This is a genomic window from Mucilaginibacter auburnensis (genome assembly GCF_002797815.1).
Taxonomy (GTDB): domain Bacteria; phylum Bacteroidota; class Bacteroidia; order Sphingobacteriales; family Sphingobacteriaceae; genus Mucilaginibacter; species Mucilaginibacter auburnensis.
Window position 1 is genome coordinate 63199 of sequence record NZ_PGFJ01000002.1, and the last position, 25542, is coordinate 88740.

The 25542-nt window shown below is 40.5% G+C and carries 25 protein-coding genes; 15 read left to right on the forward strand and 10 right to left on the reverse strand.

What is annotated here, in order from left to right; all coding sequences use genetic code 11:
* The first annotated feature begins 21 nt into the window (after window positions 1–21).
* The 9 genes from CLV57_RS10835 to CLV57_RS10870 all read left to right on the forward strand — a co-directional run bounded on the left by CLV57_RS10835 (window position 22) and on the right by CLV57_RS10870 (window position 9743).
* Window positions 22–1122, forward strand: a complete 1101-nt coding sequence (locus tag CLV57_RS10835; RefSeq protein ID WP_169927081.1) for an aminotransferase class I/II-fold pyridoxal phosphate-dependent enzyme — start codon at window positions 22–24, stop codon at window positions 1120–1122.
* Complete coding sequence (gene bioD, locus CLV57_RS10840) at window positions 1115–1723, forward strand: dethiobiotin synthase (RefSeq protein WP_100341434.1); 609 nt, start codon at window positions 1115–1117, stop codon at window positions 1721–1723. The genes CLV57_RS10835 and bioD overlap by 8 nt, the downstream gene beginning before the upstream one ends.
* 8 nt (window positions 1724–1731) lie before the next feature.
* Window positions 1732–2619, forward strand: a complete 888-nt coding sequence (locus CLV57_RS10845; protein ID WP_100341435.1) for a 3-hydroxybutyryl-CoA dehydrogenase — start codon at window positions 1732–1734, stop codon at window positions 2617–2619.
* Window positions 2620–2787: 168 nt separating this feature from the next.
* On the forward strand, window positions 2788–3498 hold the full coding sequence (locus tag CLV57_RS10850) for a TolC family protein (RefSeq protein WP_100341436.1): 711 nt from the start codon (window positions 2788–2790) through the stop codon (window positions 3496–3498).
* Complete coding sequence (locus CLV57_RS10855) at window positions 3499–5649, forward strand: GumC family protein (protein ID WP_100341437.1); 2151 nt, start codon at window positions 3499–3501, stop codon at window positions 5647–5649. It begins immediately after the preceding gene.
* 21 nt (window positions 5650–5670) lie between these two features.
* Window positions 5671–6861, forward strand: coding sequence for a glycosyltransferase (locus tag CLV57_RS10860; RefSeq protein ID WP_100341438.1), 1191 nt, complete (start codon window positions 5671–5673; stop codon window positions 6859–6861).
* On the forward strand, window positions 6851–7000 hold the full coding sequence (locus CLV57_RS18385; RefSeq protein WP_157799131.1) for a hypothetical protein: 150 nt from the start codon (window positions 6851–6853) through the stop codon (window positions 6998–7000). The genes CLV57_RS10860 and CLV57_RS18385 overlap by 11 nt, the downstream gene beginning before the upstream one ends.
* Window positions 6997–8529 carry an O-antigen ligase family protein gene (locus CLV57_RS10865; RefSeq protein ID WP_211290068.1) on the forward strand — a complete coding sequence of 511 codons (1533 nt, stop codon included), beginning with the start codon at window positions 6997–6999 and terminating at the stop codon, window positions 8527–8529. Before CLV57_RS18385 ends, CLV57_RS10865 begins: the two co-directional genes overlap by 4 nt.
* 8 nt (window positions 8530–8537) lie before the next feature.
* Window positions 8538–9743: a glycosyltransferase gene (locus CLV57_RS10870; protein WP_100341439.1), complete on the forward strand. Its 1206-nt coding sequence runs from the start codon at window positions 8538–8540 to the stop codon at window positions 9741–9743.
* Between the two features lies 1 nt (window position 9744).
* Here CLV57_RS10870 and CLV57_RS10875 read toward each other — a convergent pair whose 3' ends face one another.
* From CLV57_RS10875 to CLV57_RS10890, 4 genes are read right to left on the reverse strand one after another with little or no spacing between them, the layout of a single operon-like run.
* On the reverse strand, window positions 9745–11427 hold the full coding sequence (locus tag CLV57_RS10875; protein ID WP_100341440.1) for a GMC oxidoreductase: 1683 nt from the start codon (window positions 11425–11427) through the stop codon (window positions 9745–9747).
* 1 nt (window position 11428) lies between these two features.
* Complete coding sequence (locus tag CLV57_RS10880; protein ID WP_100341441.1) at window positions 11429–12004, reverse strand: gluconate 2-dehydrogenase subunit 3 family protein; 576 nt, start codon at window positions 12002–12004, stop codon at window positions 11429–11431.
* Window positions 12001–12786: a glycosyltransferase gene (locus CLV57_RS10885; RefSeq protein WP_100341442.1), complete on the reverse strand. Its 786-nt coding sequence runs from the start codon at window positions 12784–12786 to the stop codon at window positions 12001–12003. The genes CLV57_RS10880 and CLV57_RS10885 overlap by 4 nt, the downstream gene beginning before the upstream one ends.
* A gap of 1 nt (window position 12787) precedes the next feature.
* On the reverse strand, window positions 12788–13591 hold the full coding sequence (locus CLV57_RS10890) for a glycosyltransferase (protein WP_100341443.1): 804 nt from the start codon (window positions 13589–13591) through the stop codon (window positions 12788–12790).
* A 76-nt stretch (window positions 13592–13667) separates the two neighbouring features.
* On the opposite strand from CLV57_RS10890, the gene CLV57_RS10895 reads away from it, so the two are divergent.
* The 3 genes from CLV57_RS10895 (at window position 13668) to CLV57_RS10905 (ending at window position 16858) form a co-directional block, all read left to right on the forward strand.
* Window positions 13668–15011: an oligosaccharide flippase family protein gene (locus CLV57_RS10895; protein ID WP_100341444.1), complete on the forward strand. Its 1344-nt coding sequence runs from the start codon at window positions 13668–13670 to the stop codon at window positions 15009–15011.
* A 31-nt stretch (window positions 15012–15042) separates the two neighbouring features.
* Window positions 15043–15606 carry a hypothetical protein gene (locus CLV57_RS10900; protein ID WP_100341445.1) on the forward strand — a complete coding sequence of 188 codons (564 nt, stop codon included), beginning with the start codon at window positions 15043–15045 and terminating at the stop codon, window positions 15604–15606.
* An 88-nt stretch (window positions 15607–15694) separates the two neighbouring features.
* A complete protein-coding gene (locus tag CLV57_RS10905) occupies window positions 15695–16858 on the forward strand; it encodes an esterase (RefSeq protein ID WP_211290069.1) in 1164 nt (387 codons plus the stop codon).
* Window positions 16859–17170: 312 nt separating this feature from the next.
* Here the strand turns inward: CLV57_RS10905 and yidC are convergent, their stop codons facing one another.
* The 6 genes from yidC to trpS all read right to left on the reverse strand — a co-directional run bounded on the left by yidC (window position 17171) and on the right by trpS (window position 23644).
* Window positions 17171–18973 carry a membrane protein insertase YidC gene (gene yidC, locus CLV57_RS10910; RefSeq protein WP_100341446.1) on the reverse strand — a complete coding sequence of 601 codons (1803 nt, stop codon included), beginning with the start codon at window positions 18971–18973 and terminating at the stop codon, window positions 17171–17173.
* 24 nt (window positions 18974–18997) lie between these two features.
* Window positions 18998–20608 (reverse strand): CTP synthase, encoded by a 1611-nt coding sequence (locus CLV57_RS10915; protein ID WP_100341447.1) that lies wholly within the window; start codon window positions 20606–20608, stop codon window positions 18998–19000.
* 105 nt (window positions 20609–20713) lie between these two features.
* Window positions 20714–21076 carry a DUF7674 family protein gene (locus tag CLV57_RS10920; protein WP_100341448.1) on the reverse strand — a complete coding sequence of 121 codons (363 nt, stop codon included), beginning with the start codon at window positions 21074–21076 and terminating at the stop codon, window positions 20714–20716.
* Between the two features lie 20 nt (window positions 21077–21096).
* Window positions 21097–21822 carry a 3-deoxy-manno-octulosonate cytidylyltransferase gene (gene kdsB / locus CLV57_RS10925; RefSeq protein WP_100341449.1) on the reverse strand — a complete coding sequence of 242 codons (726 nt, stop codon included), beginning with the start codon at window positions 21820–21822 and terminating at the stop codon, window positions 21097–21099.
* Window positions 21823–21907: 85 nt separating this feature from the next.
* Window positions 21908–22522, reverse strand: a complete 615-nt coding sequence (locus CLV57_RS10930) for a deoxynucleoside kinase (protein ID WP_100341450.1) — start codon at window positions 22520–22522, stop codon at window positions 21908–21910.
* Window positions 22523–22648: 126 nt separating this feature from the next.
* Window positions 22649–23644, reverse strand: a complete 996-nt coding sequence (trpS, locus tag CLV57_RS10935) for a tryptophan--tRNA ligase (protein WP_100341451.1) — start codon at window positions 23642–23644, stop codon at window positions 22649–22651.
* Between the two features lie 38 nt (window positions 23645–23682).
* On the opposite strand from trpS, the gene CLV57_RS10940 reads away from it, so the two are divergent.
* The 3 genes from CLV57_RS10940 to CLV57_RS10950 all read left to right on the forward strand — a co-directional run bounded on the left by CLV57_RS10940 (window position 23683) and on the right by CLV57_RS10950 (window position 25542).
* Window positions 23683–24417 carry a lysophospholipid acyltransferase family protein gene (locus tag CLV57_RS10940; RefSeq protein ID WP_100341452.1) on the forward strand — a complete coding sequence of 245 codons (735 nt, stop codon included), beginning with the start codon at window positions 23683–23685 and terminating at the stop codon, window positions 24415–24417.
* The gene (gatC, locus tag CLV57_RS10945; RefSeq protein ID WP_100341453.1) at window positions 24414–24701 is read left to right on the forward strand and encodes an Asp-tRNA(Asn)/Glu-tRNA(Gln) amidotransferase subunit GatC; all 288 of its coding nucleotides are present in this window, start codon (window positions 24414–24416) and stop codon (window positions 24699–24701) included. Before CLV57_RS10940 ends, gatC begins: the two co-directional genes overlap by 4 nt.
* Window positions 24702–24762: 61 nt before the next feature.
* Entirely contained in the window at window positions 24763–25542 is a 780-nt protein-coding gene (locus CLV57_RS10950) for an ABC transporter ATP-binding protein (protein ID WP_100341454.1), read from the forward strand.

The window sequence follows — 25542 nt, forward strand, 5'->3', positions numbered from 1 at the left end:
TTGAGCGCAGCAGAAAGATTTATGCAGAACAGACTGTCTGAAAGGCAGCAGGCAGGTAATTTAAGAGCTTTAAAACCGGAAGGTAACCTTATAGACTTTTGCTCAAATGATTACCTGGGATTTGCCCGCTCAACAGAACTTAAACGATTAATCGAACAAGAGTGCAATACCAACGGTGTATTAAACGGATCAACGGGGTCAAGATTAATATCCGGCAATCTAAAATATACAGAAGAACTTGAATCAAGTATTGCTGTCAGTGTGGAGGCAGAAGCCGCGTTACTGTTCAACTCTGGCTATGATGCGAACATTGGGCTCCTCTCCTGCTTGCCTCAACGCGGTGACACAGTTATTTGTGATGAGTTGATTCATGCTTCGGCAATTGACGGCGTACGCCTAAGCAATGCCAACCGATATACTTTTGAGCATAACAATTTAGATAGCCTTGAAAGCAAACTTAAAAATGCTAAAGGTTTGTGCTATGTGGTTATTGAGAGCGTTTATTCAATGGACGGTGATACCCCTCCCCTTATGGAGTTAATTAACCTAACCCAAAAGTACAACGCACATTTAATAGTTGATGAAGCCCATGCTTTTGGTCTTTTCAAAAAAGGTTTAGTTGCAGAACTTGGTCTTGAAGAGCATGTTTTTGCACGGATTGTTACGTTTGGAAAGGCGTTAGGCTGTCACGGGGCTGTGGTTGTGGGCAGCGCTGTGTTACGCCAATATCTGATTAATTTTGCACGATCATTCGTTTACACAACGGCAGCACCTTTTCATCAGATAGCGACCATTAAGGTTGCTATGGCCTTATTAGAACGATCTGAAAACATCACTGGAGCGTTAAAGAACAATATACAGTTATTTAAAACGCATCTAAATTTGCCGGCCGGAAGCATGCCGCATAGTAATAGCGCTATTCAATGTATTTTGTTAAATAACAACGACAAGGCCAGGACTATAGCTAACGCCCTCCAAGGTGCCGGTTTTGACGTAAGACCTATTTTTAGCCCCACAGTGCCAATAGGCAAAGAGCGCATACGCATTTGCTTGCATTCATTCAATAACGAAGAAGACATTATCAACTTAGCTAAAACTATAAATAAATTATATCATGAGTAAGCGTCCGTTATTTATTACCGGTATAGGCACAGGTGTTGGTAAAACTATTGTAGCTGCTATTTTAACAGAATCTCTTAAAGCTGACTACTGGAAACCCGTACAATCAGGCGATTTGGATAATAGTGACACCATGAAGGTACAAAGTCTTGTATCTAACAAAAAAACTGTATTTCACCCTGAGCGCTACCGTTTAACGCAACCGTATTCGCCTCATAAATCTGCGGATATTGATGGCGTGACTATAAATTTAAGTAGCTTTAAACTGCCTCAAACTGATAATACGCTTATTGTTGAGGGCGCTGGCGGTTTGATGGTTCCGTTAAATAACAAAGATCTGATGGTTGATCTGATAAAACAACTGGATGCAGAAGTAATAATGGTTGTACAACATTATTTGGGCAGCATTAATCATACATTGTTATCACTTTCACTACTATACTCAAAAAATATTACGATAAAGGCCATCATATTTAATGGCGATACCGACGAGTACTCGGAAAATGTCATAAAAGCTCATACTAAAGGAGAAACTATTATTCGTATTCCTCAACTTAGCGTGTTTGACAAGTCAACAATAGCAGCTCAAAAAATTGTATTTTAGAAGCTAAAATGAAAAACGTAGCGGTTATTGGTTCGGGAACAATGGGTAGTGGCATTGCACACACATTTGCTCAGCATGGGTACGAAGTTTTGTTGATTGATACCAACAGCCAGGCCCTTGAACGGGCGTTGAAAAATATCGCTTCCAATATGGACCGGCAAATAAGCAAAGGTTCTCTAACAGCAGATGAAAAAAATGCAGCATTACAACGTATCAAAACTTCAACTTTATTAACGGACATTACTGAAGAAACAGGATTAGTTATTGAAGCCGCCACTGAAAATAAAGATATCAAGCTTAACATTTTTAAGCAGTTAGATCATATCTGCTCAAGTGACATTATACTTGCTTCTAACACATCATCTATCTCCATAACCGAAATAGCGGCTATAACCCAAAATGCCCAACGCGTTGTGGGAATGCACTTTATGAATCCCGTTCCGCTGATGAAACTTGTTGAAGTTATACGCGGAAAAGGAACCTCTGATTGCGTTACTACTAAAGTAATGGATATTGCTCGCGCATTAGAGAAAGTGCCCGTGGAAGTTAATGATGCTCCTGGCTTTGTAGCTAACCGAATATTGATGCCAATGATCAATGAAGCTATTTATACCTTAGCGGAGGGGGTTTCAGGCGTAACAGAAATTGACCTGGTAATGAAGTTAGGCATGTCGCACCCTATGGGGCCGCTGCAACTGGCAGATTTTATAGGGCTTGATGTTTGTTTAGCTATAATGAATGTTTTGTATGATGGTTTTAATGCTGCTAAGTACGCTCCTTGTCCGCTTTTAGTTGATATGGTTGCTGCCGGGAACATGGGCATAAAATCCGGACTTGGCTTTTATGATTATTCAGAAAAATCAAAGGAACTCAGGGTATCTGCAAGATTTTTGTAATGTGAATAAAATGCCCTTTTATTATCGCTTGTTAAATAGTTAATTTACGCTAAAATAATTATGTGATGTAAAAGCAGGTTTTTGATGCATAATTGAAACCCCCAAGGCTTAAAAAACGTTTATAAGACTTTACATCGTTATCTGATAGATTTCGAAACAACACTATTAATGACTTTGCGGAAAAAAATTATACTACCGTTAATACTGATCATATTTCTTTACAGCAAAGTTGGGGCACAAACAATCTCAACGCAAGCCACTATATTACCAGAGTTATCTAAAGCAGATAATCTGCAGCGCCTTGTTGATACTGCAATAAAGAACTATCCACGCGTTCGTTATTTTCAAAACAGGGTAAGTGTGGCCTCTGCTAACGTATCAAAAGTAAAAGCCTCATGGCTGGATGCGTTAACCCTCTCCTATGTTTATCAACCGTCTGATCCAACTATCAATCCGGTAAATCCAACAAGTACTTATTTTAAAGGGTTACAGGCAGGTGTATTTTTAAATGTTGGTACGCTTGTGGCTAAACCATGGGCAGTAAAGCAAGCTAAACGAGAAGTTTTAGTACAACAAACAGAGCAGGAGGAGTATATTATAACGCTTAGCGCAGAGGTTAGAAGGCGTTACTACATGTATATCCAACGCGTCGGCGAGTTAAAATTGCAAATAAGAGCCGCAGAGGACACCGAGGCACAGTTAAAAGACGTAAAATATAAATTTGAAAAGGGCGAAGAAACTTTTGATAGTTACAGCAAAGTGCTTATACAATTTACAGAGCATCAGCAAACAAAAGTACAAGCGGAGGCAAATGTATTTATTGCCAAAGCCGACGTGGAAGAATTAATTGGTACAAATCTGGAAAACGTTATAAAATAGATGGATCTCAAGAGCTTTTTACGGGTATTACGAAAGCATAAATTCACTATTGTGATCGTTCCGGTTATTGCCGTAATTATCACTTATTTTCTTGTACGCAACCAGGCCGATTCCTATTTATCGCAAGCCAAAATTGCAACAGGTATAGTTGACCAAACACAAAAAGGTCTGGGTGATTTTGTGGGGATGCAAGAGTCTGAGATCAACCAGGAGTTTGCCAATTTAATAGAGATGATGCGTTCCAAGCGTATGCTTGATCAGGTTGGGTACAAACTAATGATACACGACCTTACTAATGCCAGTCCTTTCAGACAACAAAGTAAGCTTGTAGAAACCCTAAATAACGATGCTAAGAAGCATGCTGTTGAGGTTTATACCGAAATGTATAAAAAAAGACAAGCGCTATCTTCATTTAATCCTGATCAGGACGGCTTGATCAAGCTAATGTCGTCCATGAAGTATGACGATAAATCGTTATTGGATAAAATACAGGTTTATCGGCTACAAAACAGTGATTACATAAGCGTTCAGTTTGATTCGGAAAACCCTGAACTTTCCGCCATTGTTGTCAATACTTTGTGTACTGAATTTATCAGTTACTATGGTGAACTGGTAAAAACCAATCAACAAAGATCCGTTGATTTTTTGTTTAAACTACTACAGATTAAGCGCGACACGTTGGACGCGCATATGTTGGCTTTAAAAAATTATAAAACCCGCAATCACGTATTAAATCTTAATGAAAAGGCCAAAAGCTTATACGGGCAGATGGCCGATTTTGAAACCCGCAGAGAAGAAGCCGAAAGAAATATACGTGCTACAAAGGCAACAATGGATAGCATAGACGGTAATTTTGATCCGAGGTTCAGGCGTTACAGCGAAAGCAATAAGTTGGGCGTTACACAAGATGTTATCTCCGCGCAATCGCAATTACATGCAGCTAATGATGCTTATGTACAAAGCGGATTTAATCCTATCTATCAACGTAAGGCAGATTCACTAAAGAACGTTGTAAGTAGAAATCTCGGCTCGTTATCCGACAAGTATGTTACCAGCCCGCTTTCAACCAAGCAGGATCTGGTTGATCAGCGCATGAGCCTTCAGATGCAAAATGATATTGCAAAAAACAGCACTGGCAGTATTAACAAAGAGCTGGTTAGACTGAATACCAAATTTGATGAACTTGTACCGCACGAAGCTGCCGTACAAGCGTTAGAACGTGCCATTGATATTGCCGGACAGGAGTATTTAGAGATACTGCAAAAATATAACCAGGCAAGTTTAGAATCGAGCTTCACTACCAAATTGAGATTACTTGAGGTAGCGGAGCCAGGACAGGCGCAGCCTTCAAAAAAGATGTTGCTGGTAATAATGGCTGGTATAGCCAGCTTTATAGCATGCATTGCGGTGTTGTTTTTACTTTTCTTCTTCGACAATACAGTAAAAAACGCCCGCGAATTAGCTAATCGCAGTAAAGCTCCTGTACTGGGCAACTTAAACAAGTTGTCTGAAAGATCCATTGATCTACGTGCGATCTGGGAAAATAACAATACTACCGTGGAACTTAAAAAGTTCAAAAATTTAATGCGGTCAACACGGTTTGAGGCAAGCAACGAGCTGAAGGATAGTAATATACTGCTTGTAAATAGCTTGTCATCCGGAGAGGGTAAAACTTTTTTTGCTCTTAACCTGGCATATGCGTATGTTCAGATCAATCAAAAGGTGCTGGTTATTGATGCTAACTTTGACAACCCGTCTATAACAAGTTCAACTAAAACTAATTTGTTTATTGAAGACCTGTTAAATCAAAGAACCAGTTTGCCACTTTCCGATCAAAAAATAACATTTATTGGTAATAAGGGTGGCGATACCTCTATACTTGAACTGAGCAGCAAAGAACGCATAAATGAATTGCTTCGATCTTTTAAACCTTTGTTTGATGTTATTATAATTGAGGCTCCTGCTTTAGATGCGTTAAACAGGTCAAAAGAATTATCAGAGTTTGCAGAAAAAATAATTACGGTTTTTGAAGCTAACCAAACCATATCTCAGGCGGGTAAGCACCAGATAGATTACTTAAGAAATCAAAAAGGTAAATTCATTGGCTGGGTTATTAACTTGGTAAATAACGACCAACTGGTAAGTGAATAACTGGTAAAATCATCTATTTAAATGACACTCATTGGCATTATTTGGATATTAGTTCAGGTTTTAATCGGATATAACCTGGTATTGCCGGTATGCATTTATGTTTTGTCGTTTTTCAAAAATTCCAACACTCCTGTTGAGGCTTCTGTTGAAGGAGATTACGGTATAATTGTAACTGCTTATGAGCAGGTTACCAACATTCCTGCTGTTGTAGAATCATTGCTAAGGCTAAACCACAGCAATTACATCGTATACATTGTAGCCGATAAATGTGATGTAAGCAGTTTAATTTTCAATGATGACCGCGTTGTTGTGCTTCGCCCTGAAAATACTTTGGCCAGTAATACACGTTCGCACTTTTATGCTATCAACAACTTCAGACGGCCACATGACAGGCTAACCATTATTGACAGCGACAACCTGGTTCATCCGGAGTATTTAAATGAGTTAGACCGCTACTTTTATAAAGGCTACATTGCGGTACAAGGCATCCGGGAAGCAAAAAATTTGAATACTACTTATGCTTGCCTTGATGCTGCACGAGATATTTATTATCATTTTTATGATGGTAAGTTATTGTTCAAAGTAGGCTCATCAGCAACTTTAGCCGGTTCGGGTATGGCTTTTACAACTGCATTATATCGTGATTGTTTGGAGCATTTAGATATTATAGGTGCCGGGTTTGATAAGGTTCTGCAATCGCAAATAGTTGGACGCGACGTGCGCATAGCTTTTACAGACCGTGCAAAGGTATACGATGAGAAAACAACCCACTCCGATCAATTAGTTAATCAACGGTCACGTTGGATCAATACCTGGTTCAAGTACTTCAAATTTGGCTTTACAATGCTTGGAAAAGGCATCACCACCCCAAGCTGGAATCAGTTCCTTTTTGGCTTGATACTGTTAAGACCTCCCCTGTTCATCTTCCTGCTATTGTCGTTGGTGTTTATGTTTATTAATATATTTATAAGCATAACAGCAGCATTTATATGGATGCTCGCTTTCGCTATATTCATAGCTGGCTTTTATTTAGCTTTAGCGCGTTCTGAGACAGATGCACGCATTTACCGCTCGCTAATTAATATACCTAAATTCATTTTCTTTCAGGTAATATCATTGATCAATGCACGTACAGCCAATAAAAGGTCGGTAGCAACCAAGCATACTTACACCAGCAGTGTTGACCCAATAACTAAAAGTGATGAGAGTTAACCCGGATGATGACGTTGTTAGAGGCACGGAAGTAAAGGCGGCTTATCAAAAAAAGGTTGACCGTATTACCCGAATTGTGGCATTGGTGGTTGCATTTTTAAGTACCTATTTTTTCATTATTAAAATTTTGTTTTTATGATGAAAGATGAACAGGCAATTGTACATCCTATTTTACACTTAAATAAATCAGAACGGCCTTCTCTGAGCGAACGCGTGCGCAACTCAGCAATTATTGAAAAACTGAGTAACCCACTCGGCATAGGTATTCTCGCTGTGATAGCGGCCATTATTGCCGTTGGTATAGCCAAATTTGGTGTTGTTTTTGGCGGACTTGTGGTTGTTGCGTTTGTAGGTTTACCTGCCATTTATTGTGTTGTGGCTTATCCGCGTTTTGGTATAATAATTTTGCTGATTTTAGCTTATGTACTGTTTTTATTAGGGCGTTTAGGCATACCCGGGCCAATGGGCGTTGTTGCCGATCTGTTACAAGGGTCGCTTATGTTGGGAACTCTGGTGCGGCTGCGGCGTCATAACGACTGGGAGTTTTTAAAAGGGCCGGTGTCAACCATGATACTGATTTGGATAGCGTATAACTTTTTACAGGTTGCTAATCCAAGCGCCATATCTCGCGAAGCGTGGGTATATACGGTACGTGGCATAGCCATAGTTATGCTAAGCTACTTTGTGTTCCTTTACAACATACGCTCTATTAACCTGGTGAGGTTTATTTTTAAACTATGGTTGGCGCTAAGTTTTTTCAGCGCCTTGTACGGAATGAAGCAAGAGTTTATTGGTTTTTCGGCAAGTGAAGAAGCATGGCTGCATTCAGATCCCGAAATAGCTGGCTTACTTTTTATAGCAGGGCACTGGCGTAAGTTCTCCATCTTTTCCGATCCTGTTGCCTTTGCTTACAATATGAACATGGCGGCTATATTTTGTGTGGCATTAATAGCAGGTAAACTGCCATTATGGAAGAAAGTTATATTGGTAATATTTACAGGTACCTTTCTTGTATCTATGCTTTTCTCGGGTACGCGCGCAGCCAATGTATTGGTTCCGGCTGCTATGTTTTTATTCGCTATTATTCGTTACAACAAACAAATATTGCTGTTAAGCTGCCTTGGCGTGCTGGGTTTAATAGTTTTGATCAACATTCCAACTGGTGATCCTAATTTATTACGTTTTCAAACAGCATTCAGGCCTAATGAAGATCCTTCTTACAAGCTACGTAAGTTTAACCAGGAGCGCATCAAACCCTACATTTACAGTCACCCAATTGGTTTTGGTTTGGGTGCTACGGGTGGCTGGGGTAAGCGCTTTGGTAACGGCTCTGTAGTTTCTCAATTTCAGCCAGACAGCGGTTATGTGCGTGTGGCGGTAGAATTAGGTCCGGTAGGACTGTTGATATTTTGCACACTAATGTTTGTAGTGATGAGGACAGGTATAAACAACTATTACCGCATCAGAGATCCTGAACTCAAAATGTATAGCCTTGGCGTACTGTTGGTGGTCTTTGCGTACAATATTGCCAACTTTCCTCAGGAAGCACTGGTACAATTTCCATCAAATGTTTATTTTTCTTTGGATATGGCTTTGATAACAGTTTTATATCGACTTGATAAACAAAAACGGCAACAACAAGCAACACAACTACAACAGGCAACGTAAACGGCAACATGTTAAACGGCGACATTATTAAAAACCGGGACATTATAGTGGTTGGGCAACAACCATGGGATGTTGAAATTGGCAGCAACTGCAAAAACATTGCGCTTGAGTTTAGTAAGCATAACCGCGTACTTTATGTAAACTCTCCGCTTGACCGCATAACCAAGCTAAAAAACGCTACAGACCCTAAAGTTAAAATAAGGATAGATGTTGTTAATGGCCGTACTGACAGTGTTGTACCAATAAAAGAGAACTTATGGAACCTTTATCCGGATGAGATCATTGAATCTATTAACTGGATGAACCATAATTTTATTTACACGTTTTTTAATAAGTTAAACAATAAACGCTTCGCGCGTAGTATTGATAAGGCGGCCAGGAAATTAGGGTTTAAAGACTATATACTTTTTAATGACAACGACATTTTCAGATGTTTTTATCTTAAAGAATTACTTAAACCAGCCATCAGCATCTATTACTCTCGGGATTACCTGTTGTTTGTTGACTACTGGAAAGTACATGGTAAAACCATGGAACCTGAGTTGATTGCCAAAAGCGATTTGTGTGTAGCTAATTCTACCTATCTGGCTTCGTACTGTAAAAAATATAATCCAAACTCTCATTACGTTGGGCAAGGGTGTGATCTGGAGATTTTCACATCCAACCAGCAGTTAGCCATTCCCGGTGATGTAGCCACCATAAACAAGCCGGTAATTGGGTATGTTGGAGCACTACAAAGTATTCGTTTAGATATTGAGTTGCTGGCGTTTATTGCCACAACGCGGTCAGATTGGAGTATTGTGTTAGTAGGGCCTGAAGATGAACAATTTAAAGTTAGTAGCCTGCATAATATACCGAACATACATTTCCTTGGAAGTAAGGACCCTTCTACCCTTCCGGCCTATATTAACTCCTTTGATGTGTGTCTTAATCCGCAACTGATCAACCAGGTTACCATAGGCAACTACCCGCGCAAAATTGATGAATACCTGGCAATGGGCAAACCAACCGTAGCCACCCGGACTGAAGCCATGAGCGTTTTTGAGGAGCACACGTATTTAGGTACAACTAAAGACGAATATGTGACTTTGATTGAGAAGGCTTTGTGGGAGGATAACCCCGAAAAACAACAGCAACGCATAGCCTTTGCAACCACTCACACCTGGGAAAATAACGTAAAAGAAATTTATAAAGCTATCAACCAAACAAAATAGTTTACAGATTGCCTTTCTTCATTTCATTGACGGCGAAATTGCAAGCCCGCGCAGTAAGCGCCATATAGGTTAACGATGGGTTCTGACTGGCTGATGAAGTCATGCAGCTTCCATCTGTTACAAATACATTTTTTACCGCGTGTAATTGATTGTTGCCATTCAATACCGATGTTTTAGGGTCTCGCCCCATGCGCGCTGTTCCCATTTCATGCACAGTGCTTCCACCCGGCTTTTTATAATTGAAAGTGTTGACGTCTGTAAAGCCTGCTGATTCCAGCATTTCTCCACATGAATTGCGGATGTCATCCATCATTTTTTCTTCATTTTCCCTGAAGGAAAAATCAACATTAATAAGCGGTAATCCCCATTTATCTTTTTGAGTGGAATTGAGTGATATTTGATTATCATGATATGGAAGGCATTCGCCCCAGCCAGCCATCCAAACAGTCCATGGGCCTGGCGTGGTCAAACCCTTTTTAAAGTCAGCACCAAAACTGCCAAAATTCATCATATCTGGCCATTCAGATCGTTCGCCGTGGCCTTGTATATTAAATCCACGTTTGTATCCCAGCCCTTCATCACCTTTTAAATTTCTATAACGCGGTATCAGGAAACCACATGGTCTGCGGCCTTTGTAATATTTATCTTTAAAGTCATTATGCTTGCCTGAAGCACCTGCAGATGAATGGTGATCCATCAGATTGTGGCCCAGCTCGCCGCTATCATTCCCCATACCTTTAGGAAAACGTTTCGATTTTGAATTAAGTAAAATGCCCGCAGTTGCTATGGTGGATGCGTTCAGAAAGATAACACGTGCATGGTACTCATAACTTTGCCTGGTTTCAGTATCTATAACACGCACTCCCGTAGCACGCTGTTTAGTATCATCATATAAAACTTCGGCTACTATAGAGAATGGCCTGAGCGTTAAATTACCTGTCTGCATTGCCGCCGGAATAGTTGAGCTATTGCTGCTGAAGTAACCGCCAAAAGGGCACCCCCTTGAACACAAATTTCTATTCATACACGGTCCCCGGCTGTCCCAACCTTTTGTAAGATTGGCTACGCGGGCAATAGTTAATAATCTGTCGGGAGTTTGTTTACGAATGGAGTTATTTAGATGATGCTCTATGCAATTCAATTCCATTGGCGGCAAAAAATCGCCATCGGGTAATTGGTTCAAATTCTCCTTGTTTCCACTAACACCTATGTATTTTTCAACATAGCTGTACCATGGAGCAATATCTTTATAGCGGATGGGCCAGTCAACTCCCACACCGTCTTTCAAGTTAGCCTCAAAATCAAGATCACTTAACCTGTAGCATTGCCTGCCCCATGTTAAAGAGCGCCCCCCTACCTGGTAGCCTCTGTACCACATAAAAGGCTTATCCTGAATATAGGGGTGATCTTTATCGTTCACGTAAAAAAGCGCGTTACCAGCGTTGCTCCCTGTTGACTGTATAGGGCTATCAGCTTTAAATTGCGGCGTATTATTTAATCCATATTCAAAATCCCATGGGTTCAGATTAGCTGTTGGATAGTCTTTAAGATGTTCAACATTTCGGCCTCGTTCAAGCAACAAGGTTTTCAGTCCCTTTTTGCAAAGTTCCATGGCTGCCCATCCACCGCTGATGCCAGAGCCAACTACTATTGCGTCAAATGTATTGCTGTTTTGTAATGCCATGTTATTTAGTTGCCCATGAAAGTTGATTGGGTTGCAATGGTACGCATGCTTCAAAGGTTACCGGCACGTAATCATAAGCCATGCCTTGTGTTGCTCCAATTTGTGAGGTGCAATAGCCTTCAACTGTAAGATCACGTAACTGATAAAAGAAGGGCGCACCTAAAAACTTGCGTTGCACCTTATTTAGTATACCAATTGAATATGTCGCTTTGTCTTCAAAATGCTTCATTATAGCATTTTTATTCGTCGGAGAACATTTGACGAATGACTTACCATATTTGTTTTCAGCATAGGCATCAACAGATTTTAGTCCGGCTAAAAATGATTGCTGCATTTTGACGTCGGTATTTTCTGTTATTATTTTGATAATGAAGTTTTCAACACCTGCATCTTTAGCCCCGGGAGTAGTAGTTCGCGGGATAATGGTCTCAACAAGCTCCGCTACAAGCGCCTTGTTTTTTGGAAGATCGGCTAATGGTATACCTTCACCCGGAGTAAGAAAATTGTAAACAGCCGTACCTGCGCCGCCAAGTGTTACCACAGCCGCCAAACTTTTTATAAGGGTTCTTCTGTTCATGGCTGGTATTTTTTTAACATGATATAATCTGCAGTATGTTTAACGTTACGATATACAGTTCTGGCCATACTGATAAAGAAATTATCACTTTGCCGCAGATCGCTACGTTTCATGGTACTTGGCTCATCGCTTGAATTGATCTGATCAAATATGCCTTTAATATTTTCATGGATCATTGCCTTGCCTTTATTTTTAAGGAAAGACATAGCCATGGTAAACTCTGTTTTATCGCCTTTTATACCTTCCGGATAGCGCCCAAATTTTTGAAAGAAAGTGCTTCTACGCAAATGTGGATGATCGCTATAAACATGAAACTTACGATAACCAGGATACCATATCTTAAAATCCATTTCAGAAAACCCATACTTGTAAGGCTTTAAATATGGATACTTAAAGTAAGCGTAGAATCTTATCAAGTCCACATCCGGCCGGTCATGCATTATTTGCAACGCATTGGTCAGATGGAGTTTATATCCCGGGAACGGATCAAAATCCTCCTGAACATAAAGTGTATAAGGCGTTTTTACAGCGTCCTGTCCCTTATTAATGTTGTTGCCTAATCCTGCGTTTTTAGAGGTTGTTATCAGCCTGAAATAATATTGGTTACTCAGCGTTTTCAAATAATCCAGATGCTCGGGCTTGCTGCCATCATCAGATACCACAATTTCTCCGAACGTAATATGCTGTGTTTTGAAGGCCTTTAATAAGCGTTCTAACGATTGGCTACGATTGTAATGCGTAACTAAAAGCGTTATGGAGTGGAATTGATCGTCGGTTGCCATATTACTTTTTAACCGGTTTAGTAAACAATACCTGATAGGTGTTTTTAAGCAGTCTGTACTGCAGATACCCTGCACGCAACGCCAACGCCAACGGATTTCTGCTTTCGCGCCAACCGGCCCTGCTCATGGTGCTTGGCTCATCAGGTGAGTTTTTTTGCCAGAACATATCGTTAAAATCGTTAATAATTATACCCTTGCCTTTGTTTTGTATGAACGATATGGCCATTCCAAATTCTGTCAGATCTCCTTTTATGCCCTCAGGATATCGTCCGAATTTTTCAAAGAAACTACTTCTGCGCAAATGCGGGTGATCACTGTAAACGTAAAATTTCAAGTGGTTATTGGCCAACGGTGATATACTGAATTTCATTTCTGAAAATCCTTTGGCATAAGGCTTTATATAAGGGTATTTAAAGTAAGCGTAAAACCGGGCTATATCCAAACCGGGATCATTTTGCATAAAATCCAGTGCATCAGCAAAATGTGCGGTAAAGGTTGGTTTCGGCTCAAAATCTTCCTGCACGTATAGCGTGTAAGGCGTAGTAATCGCATCCTGTCCCTTATTAATATTGTTGCCCAGCCCGGCATTTTTCGGCGTGGTTATCAACCTAAAGTTCAGTTTATGTTGCAACGCTTTTACCCTTTCCAGGTTTTCAGGCTTGCTTCCATCGTCAGACACTACAACATCCTCAAATTCAACATTAAGCGATTTAAACGCGTTTAACAAACGCTCTAACGATCGACTTCGGTTATAATGCGTAACTAATAGTGTTACTCCTTGAAAGTAGGTATTATCCTGCGTCATGCGTGAACAAAAATCTTTTGATTGCCGTTTAAAGGATAAAATCACTATCCTTGTTTTTGCGTAATTTTACGAAAAGATGCTCAAAAAAGTTTACAATCTTGTCCGTAATAAACATTTTTTATCACTGTCGGGCAATATCATCATGTCGGGTTTGGGTTTGGTTACGTTCGCTATTATATATCGCGAACTCTCAAAAGCCGAAGCTGGTGTATGGGGTTTCTTTTTAACACTTCTTTCTTTTATTGATACCTTCCGTTCTGGATTTCTGACTACGGCATTCATAAAATTTTATGCAGGCTCAACCAAGGAGAGATCAGCTGAAGTTGCAGGCTCAGCATGGTTTATTGGCATGATCATCACCGGAATAATGGCTGGTGTATGCTTTCTGGCTCTGCCGTTTTTAAGCTTTATAAATGATGAAGGTTTGCGCATGTTTTTTAAGTGGGGCGGAATATATTTCATCATTTCGTTACCATCGTTTCTTTCAACCTGCGTTATTCAAGGCGAACAGCAGTTTGATAAGTTGTTATATGTGAGACTTTGCAATCAAGGCAGTTTCTTACTGTTCATTTTCGTTCTGATCTTTATGGGCGAAATGAAGCTTGCTAATGTTCTTTTCGCATACCTGATATCAAATCTGCTAACAAGCTTATATGCCTTTATTAAAGGATGGGCACGGATATCAGCTTTAAAAAACCGGTCAAAAGCAACAATTTCAGAGATGTATCACTTCGGAAAATATAGCGTTGGTACAGCGTTAAGCGCCAATGGTTTCCATTTTTCTGATAGTGTTATTATTAACTTTATGTTGGGTGCGCCTGCTTTAGCAGTTTACAAGCTTGGCGAAAGACTGATGCAATTGGTTGAAATACCTTTAGCGAGTTTTGCTGCTACCGGAATGCCGGAGTTATCTGCTGCATACAATCAAGGTAACCGCGAGTTGGTTATTCATACAATGAAGCGATATGCTGGTATGCTGGGTATTGTATTGATCCCAATTGTTATAATTGGATGCATATTAGCTGACGTGCCTATTTACCTGATAGGCGGCGGCAAGTATGTGGGCACCGAAGCGGCTAATGTGTTCAGGTTGTTTTTAGCTTTCGCTATCATCTTCCCTCCCGACCGGTTCTTTGCCCTAACCCTTGATGTGATCCATCAGCCTAAAATTAACTTCTATAAAGTGTTGGTTATGCTGGCTGTTAATATCATCACCGACTTCCTGGGTATTTACCTAACAGGAAGCGTTTATGGAATTGCGGTGGCCACGCTTTTCCCGATACTTACCGGTACAATTATTGGCTTTTGGGCACTTAATAAGTACAGCAAATTCAGCTATTGGAGCATCTTCAAAACCGGGTACAACGAAGTGATGACGTTTGTACGCAACCATTTCAAGAAGAGGTCGTCAAGCGTTTAGTATTTGGTAGAGTTATTGCTCTATGTGAGCCATGAAAAGGCTCGCTATTCCATTATTACTTTTGTTCGCCGCTTGCGGCCATGATAAATCGGGGAAGAATTACAATAAGCACGATACAGTATTTACTACACAGAATACGACCAAGGTTATTACTCCTGTAGTCAAAGCTACAGACCCTGTTGCCAGTATCAGACAACGTGTTGAACGAATCAACACATCCAATTTTGCTAAGAAGCACTTTGAATTTATGTGCGATGAGAAAACAAAGGTTGATTATTTGTATGAAAATAAGCAACCTGTTAAAGTATCCATTGATTACGGATGGGTTGGCGATGCTCATGCAATTGAAGACTACTATTTTGATAACGGCCAGTTGATATTTTTCTATGAGTTTGTTGAGGGTGGGCCTGCCTGTGAAGGTTGCATCAAGACCAATGAATACCGCTCCTACATAGTGGATAACAAAGTAATTAAGTACCTCAAAAACAAGACCCAAGAAAAATGCAAACGTTGCGAGTTTGGATCAGTATCAAAACCTTATAAAATGCTAACAATCAACACTGCTGAAGGAGCGAAATCGGCATTGTGTAATTAGCCGCCGCTCGCTATTCGATATCATTTCGGTTTGTTGAGAACATTTATGATATTAGCATCATAGACCTTTTCTATTCAATAGACCATTTATGATGAATTTTAAATCTCCCATCAAATACTTGTCGGGCTCATCAAGTATTTTAGCAGCTTTGTTGTTTGCCTCTACCATTAGTACATCGTCCGTTAAGGCGCAAGGCGGCTTTGGCGCGCCTGTATTTGCATCTAACGAAGTAAGTAAAGACAACATGGTAACACTCAGATTTAACGCCCCAAAAGCCAACGATGTTAAGGTGAGTACTCAAATGGCTAAAACGCCACTCCAAATGAAGAAAAACGACAAAGGCGTTTGGGAAGTTACTTTCGGTCCGGTTAAACCTGATATGTACCCCTACGCATTTGTAGTAGACGGCATACAGGTGGCAGACCCTAATAACTCCAACATCTTCCCTAATGAGGGTTTTCAAAACAGTATAATGGACGTACAGGGTAGCGCCCCTTTGGTGCATGCCATCCGCAATGTGCCTCATGGAGTTGTTTCATACCACACGTATCATTCCGCGGAGTTGGGTAATCGTCCAATGTTAGTTTATACGCCTCCGGGTTATGAGAACAATCCTAATAAGAAATATCCTGTATTGTATCTGTTGCACGGGTCGTCTGATACGGAAGAAACCTGGACTAAGGTTGGTCGTGCCAACTTTATATTGGACAACCTTATCAGCGAAGGCAAAGCCGAACCCATGATAATAGTCATGCCTTATGGCCGTGCTTACCCTAAAATTGAGAAGACCGGCAGCTTACGCGACTGGGCCAACTTACAGGAGTATAAAAAGGACTTCTTCGGTAACATTATGCCATTTGTTGAGAAGAACCACAGAACCAAAACCGATAAAGACAGTAGGGCTATAGCTGGCTTCTCTGGCGGTGGCGGCACCTCGCTGTATTTTGGTTTGAACAATATGGACAAGTTTAGTTATGTTATCGGCTTCGCTCCCGGCATGTTGAAGAATGAGATAGATCGCAATAACGCAGGTGCATTTGAGAATCCGGCCAATACTAACAAACAATTAAAGCTGTTTTGGATAGGCGTTGGTACTGATGATATTACTTACAATACCATTAAAAACGATTACCTGCCTGTATTGGATGCTAAGAAGATAAAATATGAAACCTTCATTTCTGACGGTGGTCATACATGGATGAATTGTAAGTTGTACCTGGCTACCGTGGCTCAGCGTTTATTTAAAAAGTAGTTACCTGCAATTAAATAAAGAAATTCAAAGCCGCTTAGCTGTTGTTAAGCGGCTTTTTACTGTTCCATCGTCTCACTGTATATGTGAGACGATTTGAAACGATATTTTATATAAAAAATTGATAGTTAATGATTTATATAAAATTAGTGAAACGAAAATGAGACGAGTGAAACGATTTTACAGCTATAATCCTGAAATAAATTTACATTAAAGGCCTTTGTTCCGGGTTTTGCTTTGTTCTTGAGATAACAAAAAAGGGCCGCAAATGCGGCCCAGTAAAATACTGATCTCTGATCAACTAATCACCAATCACTATTTCTTCTTCGCCTGCGCTTGTTGTTGCGCACGCATCATTTCTTCCATTTTAGCGGCGAAACCGGTTTTCTTTTTGGTGCTTTCAGGTTTCTTTTTGTTTTCCTGAATCTGCGCGTGGATCTTCTTATCATCAACCATTAAGCGGATAATATATTGCTGTAAGAAGGTGAACATGTTAGCCAGGAAGTAGTAATAGTTCAAACCTGCCGGGTAGCTGTTCAATGCGCCCAGGAAGATAATAGGTGTAATGTAGCCAATATATTTCATCTGACCGGTTACGCCTGATATTTGGTTGTTGAAGTAAGTATAAATAAGTGTTGATATGGTCATCAGCACACACATTAAGCTTAAGTGGTCGCCTATAAAAGGAATGGTAAAACCAAATTTTATAAAAGCGTCATAAGTAGATAAGTCATGCATCCACAAAAAGCTTTCACCTCTTAACTCAAACAAACTTGGGAAAAACCTGAAGAAAGCAATAACAATTGGCATTTGCAGCAGCAACGGCAAACATCCTCCTAATGGATTTACCCCGGCCTTTTTATAGAGCTTTAAATACTCCTGTTGTAATAAAGTTGGGTTATCCTCTCCCACTTTAGCTTTGATCTCATCCATCTCCGGCTTTAGCACACGCATTTTAGCCATTGACAGGTATGATTTATAAGTAAGCGGAGATAGTACCAGCTTTAATATCACCGTAAGCGCCAATATAATTAAACCATAGCTCCAGTTAAACTGCTCCAGAAAATGAAAAACCGGTAGCACCGCGAAACGATTAATGTATTTTAAAGGTCCCCAACCCAGGTTAACCTGTTTCTCAAGGTCAAAACCTTGTTTTTGTAACAGATCATATTTGTTAGGGCCAAAGTAAAATTGCATCGGGAAAGAACCGTCTGCATCGCGCTCAACAGCAAGCGTAGCTTTCATGTCCTTAATATCCACATGGTCGGCAGTATCAGTACTTACAGCTAAATTAGCTTTGCTGATGCCTTTTTTAGCTATCAATACACTTGAAAAGAAGTGAGCTTTGAATGATACCCATTGCAGTTTCTGGTCGTTTATCTCTTTAGCATCATCTTTAGTTTCGCTTAAATAATCAACGCCATCTTCTAAACCATTATAATAAACGGTAGTGTACTGACGCTCCAGGTGCATATCCATTTCCTGTTTACGCACAGCGGTCTGCCAGTTAATGTTAAACGTATTGCTGTTAGCTACTACATTATCTAAGCCCACAGGTTTAACGGTAAAATCAACCTTGTAACCTTCGACAGGTAGCGTATAAATGTAATCAATGTACTGTGTTGGGCTGTAGCTTAAACGTAATGTGATGCCATTTGAACCGTTGCCTGTAACCTGGGTAAAGTAACGCTCATTGGTATTTACAATAGTTGAACCTGCAGTTAGCGTAGTACCAAACTTATTATCAGTACCATCAAATAATATTAATGGCTTTTTATCATAAGTTTTAAAGTTTTTAAGTTCAGCTGAGTAGATGCGGCCACCACGTGTGCTTACCTTTAGTTTGATATCTTTATTTTCTAAAGTTAACAATTGCTCGCTACCTGCTAATGAAGCGCCAAACGGACTTTTCAAAGCCGCCGAATCAATAGCCGGTTTTTTGATTGTATCGGCAACTGTTTTAGCAGCAGCCGGTACCTTTCCGGCTTTCTTCAGCGAATCCAGGTGTATTCTGTCTTTTTCTTTCTGTATCTCGGCATCGCTCGGTTTTAAAAAATAAACCGACCCCGCTATGATGATCATGATCAGGAATAATCCTGTAAACGTATTTCTATCCATTATATCGTATCTGGTACTAAACCCTTACTTCTTACGGGCATAAGCCATTGAAGCGGCGACAAAGTTAATAAAAAGTGGATGCGGATTAGCAACTGTTGATTTTAATTCGGGGTGAAACTGCGCCCCCACAAAAAACGGATGGTTCTTTAATTCAACTATCTCAACCAGGTTATTCTGCGGATTAAAGCCTGATGGCGTCATTCCCGCGTCTTCGTATTGTTTCAGGTAGTCGTTATTAAATTCATAACGATGGCGATGGCGTTCGGTAATATGCAGTTTGCCATATATAGCATGTGCTTTGGTTCCTTTTTTCAGATCACACGGATATGAACCCAAACGCATGGTTCCACCTTTGTTTACCACCTTTTTTTGTTCTTCCATCATGGCTATAACCGGGTGCGCCGTGTGCGAGTTCATTTCAGTACTGCTGGCTCCCTCTAAACCTAATACATTACGGCCATATTCAACAACCGCGCATTGCATACCCAGGCAGATGCCAAAGAATGGTATATTGTTTTCGCGCACGTGTTTAATGGCAGCTATTTTGCCTTCAAAACCACGCTCTCCAAAACCCGGAGCAACCAACACACCGTGCAATCCTTGCAGTTTTTCAACCGCGTTTTGAGGTGTTAATTCTTCCGAAGGAATGTACTTAACTTTCACTTTACACTCATTTTTAGCACCTGCATGAATGAACGACTCGATAATAGATTTATAAGCATCGGGTAATTCAACATACTTACCTACCAGTCCAACGCAAACGTCGGAAGTAGGATTTTTCAGGCGACCCAAAAAGTCTTTCCAACTTTCCAGGTTAGGTTCTGCTTTATGCGGAAGTTTAAGTTTTGTTAAAACGGTTTTGTCTAATTGCTCTTTCAACATCAGTAAAGGCACGTCATAAATTGATGGCGCATCTATTGATTCGATTACGGCATTGATGTTTACGTTACAAAAAAGTGCAATTTTTTTTCTCAGATCGGCAGTTAAGTGGTGTTCGGTACGGCAAACCAATATATCCGGCTGTATACCATACTCCAGCAACATTTTAACGGAGTGCTGTGTTGGCTTGGTTTTTAACTCGCCGGCAGCGGCTAAATAAGGTACTAACGTTAAATGAATAACTAACGAATTGTTGGAACCTTCTTCCCACCTGAACTGACGCACAGCCTCAATGTATGGCAACGACTCAATATCGCCTACGGTACCGCCTAATTCAGTAATAACAATATCGTACTCGCCGTTCTCACCCAATAAACGGATGTTTCTTTTTATCTCATCGGTAATGTGCGGTACAACCTGAACCGTTTTACCTAAAAAGGCGCCTTCACGCTCTTTGTTGATGACGTTTTGGTAAATACGACCGGTGGTAATGTTGTTTGCCTGAGATGTTGGGGTATTTAAAAAGCGCTCGTAATGACCAAGATCCAGATCGGTTTCGGCTCCATCTTCGGTAACATAACATTCACCGTGCTCATAAGGGTTCAGCGTTCCGGGATCAATGTTAATGTAGGGGTCAAACTTTTGGATGGTTACGCGGTAACCGCGAGATTGAAGTAATTTGGCAAGAGATGCAGATATAATACCTTTCCCTAACGAAGAGGTTACACCGCCCGTAACAAATATGTATTTGGTCATGTTTTTTGTTTGTGTACGGGGTACAAAAGTAAGATTTTTTTCGGGACTTGAGGGATTAAAAATGTTATTACTGAACAGCCTGATAATGACGACTTAGTGTTATTTTTAACGATAGTGCTCTGACCACGCATGAAATAATACACTTAATTTCTCGCTCAACCTCATTGCAATAAATGCTCTACTCAAGCTTTGCTCTGTGTACAGTATCTCTATTATCCCTACATTGATGAGGTTTATAACGTCCGGATCGCTTCTTTCACCAATTGTATTTATATAATTGAAAGAATTGCTTACAAAGTGTGAGTTTGGATCTTGTTTGATGCTTTCCGCTAAAGTTGATGCGAAATCATTCATAAACAAATAAATACCGTCGTCTTTAAACGCGTTGGATTCGTAATTATATTCCGGAACCATTTCTTTTAATATCGAGATGAGTTCATTGGAAATATTTTGCGTTTTGATGCTCACTTGTAAGCAATACAATCTTACTACGGTAACAACTCCAGATCACCCGGAGTATCTACCGCATAAGTTTCAAATTCTGTTTCAGCAACTTTTATGCGGTACCCGTTCTCGATCCATCGTAGTTGTTCAAGCGCTTCGGCCTTTTCAAGTGATGAAACTTCCAACTTGGTGATCTGCTGTAAAATATCAGCACGATAACCGTAAATGCCGATATGCTTATAGTAGGCAAAAAATTCCAGCCAGTTTTCCGGCTGTTCTCCCCTGATATGCGGTAATGCCGAACGCGAAAAATAAACCGCCTCGTTCAGTTTGTTTACTACCACCTTTGGCGAATTAGGATTGTGTAGTTCGTGTTCTGTTTTAATGCGTTTGATGAGTGTGGCTATTTGCGCGTCGGGCGCTTCAAAACAGGCAGCGAGTTTGCTTATTTGCTCAGGTTCGATATAAGGTTCATCCCCTTGTATATTGATAATAACGTCATAGTCTTTGTGTATAGCCGCTACCTGTGCGCAACGGTCTGTTCCACTTTGGTGGTAATCGGCAGTCATGATAGCCTTACCGCCAAAATTTATAACGTGGTCAAATATGCGGTCATCATCAGTGGCTACAATAACATCGGTAAGGTCGGCACATTTACCGGCCTGCTCATATACGCGCTGAATCATGCTTTTACCGGCAATATCAACTAATGGTTTACCGGGAAAACGGGATGATGCGTAGCGTGCAGGAATGATGCCGAGAATGTTCATATGCCCCTCTCTTGTCTCCCTTAAAGGGGAGAAGATTTAAATTTTTAATTACTTTATAAAGCCTTCTCCTTTAGGAGAGATGAGGCTAAAACAGCCCGTTAACTTCCCTTTCAATAGCTTCAACAATAGTGGCCATATCTTCGGTATTATTGGCAAAATCCAGATTGTCTTTATCTAATATCAAAAGTTTGCCCAAGTTGTAATTAGCTATCCATTTATCATACTTTTCATTGAGTTTTGATAAATAATCAATACGGATGCCTATTTCATATTCCCTGCCTCTGCGTTGAATATTGTTAACCAGGGTTGGCACCGAAGCCTTGAGATAAACCAACAGATCAGGAGGTTTAATGTATTCGGTAATGTTATCGAATATAGATGTATAATTTTCGTAGTCGCGGGTGGTCATCAGGCCCATATCGTGCAGGTTTTCCGCAAATATGTAGGCATCCTCATAAATGGTTCTGTCCTGCAGAATGTTGCGACCGCTTTTTTGTATCTCAATGATCTGGCGATAGCGGCTGTTCAGGAAATATATTTGCAGGTTAAAGCTCCAACGCTTCATGTCGCTATAAAAATCCTCCAGGTAAGGGTTATTATCAACGGCTTCAAAAAGCGGATCCCAGCCATAATTTTTGGCCAGCATTTCGGTGAGCGTGGTTTTTCCGGCACCTATATTTCCAACAATAGCTATATGCATATTCGCTAAGATATACTTTGAATATTAATTGTCAAAATTCATTAGTCCATAGTCCATTGACGATAGACCATAGTAACCGTAGAAAATAGCTATGGACTATGGACCATCGTCTATGGTCTTCCTAATCTAAAAACTTCTGAATCCGATGATCTCACGCACTTCTTTTATAGTTTTTGAAGCGCTTTCGCGTGCTTTTTCGGCGCCTAAGCGGGCTACTTTAGCTAAATAGTCCGTATCGCCTGCTATCGCATTTATTCTGTCGCGAATTGGTGCGGTGGCAATGATCATATCCTCCGCCAGTTGCTTTTTCAGATCGCCGTAACGCACCTGACAAGTGTTATACAGGTTGTTGAAATGACCGTAAGTATCCTGGCTTGATACCACTTTCATTAAATCAAAAAGGTTTTGAATTTCATCGGGCTTTTGCTGGTTTTCAACAGTTGGGCCGCTATCAGTTACCGCACGCATTACTTTTTTACGGATCACTTCAGGTGCATCAGCAAGAAAAATAGCATTGCCTTCTCCCTCTGATTTTCCCATTTTGCCTTTGCCGTCCAAGCCCGGTATTTTTACCAGATTATTGCTGTAGTTAAACGCATGTGGTTCAGCAAAATAATCGTTGTTATATAAACGGTTAAAGCGGTTACCAAAGGTACGCGCCATCTCCAAATGCTGCTCCTGGTCTTTGCCTACTGGAACTTTAGTAGCACGATGAATCAATATATCAGCAGCCATTAAAACGGGGTAGGTTAATAAGCCCGCATTAACGTTATCAGGCTGTGCACGCACTTTATCTTTAAAAGATGTACTGCGCTCCAACTCGCCTAAATAGGCGTTCATATTTAAATAAAGGTATAGCTCAGCAACTTCAGGCACATCCGACTGTACATAGATAGTAGCTTTTTCAGGGTCGATGCCGGCAGCCAGGTATTCTATTAATACGCTTTTAACGTTGTTATGCAGATTGGCCGGTGTTGGGTGTGTGGTAAGCGAGTGCAGATCTGCAATAAAGAAATAGCAATTGTACTCGTGCTGCATTTTTACAAAGTTCTGTATAGCGCCGTAGTAGTTTCCTAAATGTAGATTTCCGGTTGACCGGATACCGCTTACAACAATTTCCATAGCGGCGAAAGTAAGTATTTTTTCTATTTTTGGTGTTGATGAAAATACTTTTGAGGAAGTTGCACTGCTATTTATATGTAGCTTCTGTAGGTGTAACCTATGCCTTATCCTTTCCTTTATTATACGCGCTGTCGCGCAATCCCCGCAATTATAAATACGTAAACATGATTCGTCGTGTTTGGGCCTTTGTGAGCTCGGCACTGGTGGGTATTTTTTACCGCGTTAAGTATGAAAAGCCTATAGACTGGAGCCGTACTTATATTATCTGTTCCAACCATACTTCCAATTTGGACATTAGCGCTATGACGCAACTGGTTAAAAGCAACCATCATTGCTTTATGGGCAAGGAAGAGTTGCTGCATAACTTTATTACCAGACTATTCTTTAAAACAGTTGATATACCGGTTAACCGTGAAAGTAAAATATCATCTTACCGCGCGTTTAAAAAAGCTTCGGAGGCTTTGTCTAATGGAACGTCTGTAATAATTTTTCCTGAAGGACGTATTCCGGATGAATATCCTCCGGTGTTATACGATTTTAAAAACGGGCCATTCAGACTGGCTATTGAGCTGAAAGTGCCCATCATCCCCGTAACTTCATTAAATACCTGGCAAATTTTGTGGGATACCGGCTTAGAGCATGGTAGTAAACCCGGTATTTGTAATATATTTGTGCATGAGCCCATAGAAACGGCTCAGTTAACTTTGGATGATGCAGATGCACTTAGAGATAATGTGCATGCTATTATTGAACAAACTTTAAATAGAAAATGAATATTGACAGGGAAACCGTTGACAAGATAGCTCACCTGGCTCGTCTTGACCTAGCTGAGAACGACAAACAGGAAATGATTGGCGACATGAACCGAATTCTGGATTTCATGGCAAAATTAAATGAGGTAGATACATCTGGCGTTGAACCGTTGGTATATATGTCAAACGAGGTGAATGTTTTTAGGGAAGATGTTGTAAAACATGACATTACAACCGAACAAGCCCTTGAAAACGCCCCTAAACACAACGATCAATACTTTATGGTGGCCAAGGTTATCGGATAAATAAATTTGATAGCGTAACATTTACAACCCAACACCGTCAAAGCAAATAAAACAGTATTATATGAAGCCACTCATCACCATTAAAGAAATAGGCAGGAAATATGTAATAGGCGCCGAGGTTATCCATGCGCTTAAATCAGTTTCTTTAACTATTAACAAGGGTGAGTTTGTTGCCTTGATGGGGCCTTCAGGTTCGGGTAAATCAACGCTGATGAATATTTTGGGTTGTTTGGATACGCCTTCTAAAGGTGAATACATTCTGAATGGCATTAACGTTAGCCACATGAGTGATGATGAACTTGCCGAAGTGCGCAACAGTGAAATTGGTTTCGTATTTCAAACCTTCAACTTATTGCCACGTAATACGGCTTTAGATAATGTGGCACTTCCGCTGGTTTACGCGGGTGTTAGCAAAGACGACCGTAACAAACGCGCGCATGCCGCTTTAACCAATGTAGGTTTAGGTCACCGTGTTGACCACAAGCCTAATGAGCTTTCGGGTGGTCAGCGTCAGCGTGTTGCAGTTGCAAGGGCGCTTATTAATGATCCGTCAATCATTTTAGCAGATGAGCCGACCGGTAACCTTGATACTAAAACTTCTATTGAGATAATGGGTCTGCTGGAAGATATTCACGCCAAAGGCAACACCATTATATTGGTTACGCACGAGGAAGACATTGCCATGCACGCGCACCGTATAGTGCGTATGCGCGACGGTTTAATTGAGCGCGACGAAATAAACCCGGCTCCTCACAAGGTTGACAGAAGCAAACTGGTTACTATTGATGAAGAATTGGCTGCTACGGCAGACATCACCACAAAACCCAAGCTAACCAAATAA

Excerpts from the sequence above, each read along its gene's own strand:
- CLV57_RS10835 (WP_169927081.1), top strand. The coding sequence starts at position 22 with ATGCAGAACAGACTGTCTGAAAGGCAGCAGGCAGGTAATTTAAGAGCT.
- bioD (WP_100341434.1), top strand. The coding sequence starts at position 1,115 with ATGAGTAAGCGTCCGTTATTTATTACCGGTATAGGCACAGGTGTTGGT.
- CLV57_RS10845 (WP_100341435.1), top strand. The coding sequence starts at position 1,732 with ATGAAAAACGTAGCGGTTATTGGTTCGGGAACAATGGGTAGTGGCATT.
- CLV57_RS10850 (WP_100341436.1), top strand. The coding sequence starts at position 2,788 with ATGACTTTGCGGAAAAAAATTATACTACCGTTAATACTGATCATATTT.
- CLV57_RS10855 (WP_100341437.1), top strand. The coding sequence starts at position 3,499 with ATGGATCTCAAGAGCTTTTTACGGGTATTACGAAAGCATAAATTCACT.
- CLV57_RS10860 (WP_100341438.1), top strand. The coding sequence starts at position 5,671 with ATGACACTCATTGGCATTATTTGGATATTAGTTCAGGTTTTAATCGGA.
- CLV57_RS18385 (WP_157799131.1), top strand. The coding sequence starts at position 6,851 with ATGAGAGTTAACCCGGATGATGACGTTGTTAGAGGCACGGAAGTAAAG.
- CLV57_RS10865 (WP_211290068.1), top strand. The coding sequence starts at position 6,997 with ATGATGAAAGATGAACAGGCAATTGTACATCCTATTTTACACTTAAAT.
- CLV57_RS10870 (WP_100341439.1), top strand. The coding sequence starts at position 8,538 with ATGTTAAACGGCGACATTATTAAAAACCGGGACATTATAGTGGTTGGG.
- CLV57_RS10875 (WP_100341440.1), bottom strand. The coding sequence starts at position 11,427 with ATGGCATTACAAAACAGCAATACATTTGACGCAATAGTAGTTGGCTCT.
- CLV57_RS10880 (WP_100341441.1), bottom strand. The coding sequence starts at position 12,004 with ATGAACAGAAGAACCCTTATAAAAAGTTTGGCGGCTGTGGTAACACTT.
- CLV57_RS10885 (WP_100341442.1), bottom strand. The coding sequence starts at position 12,786 with ATGGCAACCGACGATCAATTCCACTCCATAACGCTTTTAGTTACGCAT.
- CLV57_RS10890 (WP_100341443.1), bottom strand. The coding sequence starts at position 13,591 with ATGACGCAGGATAATACCTACTTTCAAGGAGTAACACTATTAGTTACG.
- CLV57_RS10895 (WP_100341444.1), top strand. The coding sequence starts at position 13,668 with ATGCTCAAAAAAGTTTACAATCTTGTCCGTAATAAACATTTTTTATCA.
- CLV57_RS10900 (WP_100341445.1), top strand. The coding sequence starts at position 15,043 with ATGAAAAGGCTCGCTATTCCATTATTACTTTTGTTCGCCGCTTGCGGC.
- CLV57_RS10905 (WP_211290069.1), top strand. The coding sequence starts at position 15,695 with ATGATGAATTTTAAATCTCCCATCAAATACTTGTCGGGCTCATCAAGT.
- yidC (WP_100341446.1), bottom strand. The coding sequence starts at position 18,973 with ATGGATAGAAATACGTTTACAGGATTATTCCTGATCATGATCATCATA.
- CLV57_RS10915 (WP_100341447.1), bottom strand. The coding sequence starts at position 20,608 with ATGACCAAATACATATTTGTTACGGGCGGTGTAACCTCTTCGTTAGGG.
- kdsB (WP_100341449.1), bottom strand. The coding sequence starts at position 21,822 with ATGAACATTCTCGGCATCATTCCTGCACGCTACGCATCATCCCGTTTT.
- CLV57_RS10930 (WP_100341450.1), bottom strand. The coding sequence starts at position 22,522 with ATGCATATAGCTATTGTTGGAAATATAGGTGCCGGAAAAACCACGCTC.
- trpS (WP_100341451.1), bottom strand. The coding sequence starts at position 23,644 with ATGGAAATTGTTGTAAGCGGTATCCGGTCAACCGGAAATCTACATTTA.
- CLV57_RS10940 (WP_100341452.1), top strand. The coding sequence starts at position 23,683 with ATGAAAATACTTTTGAGGAAGTTGCACTGCTATTTATATGTAGCTTCT.
- gatC (WP_100341453.1), top strand. The coding sequence starts at position 24,414 with ATGAATATTGACAGGGAAACCGTTGACAAGATAGCTCACCTGGCTCGT.
- CLV57_RS10950 (WP_100341454.1), top strand. The coding sequence starts at position 24,763 with ATGAAGCCACTCATCACCATTAAAGAAATAGGCAGGAAATATGTAATA.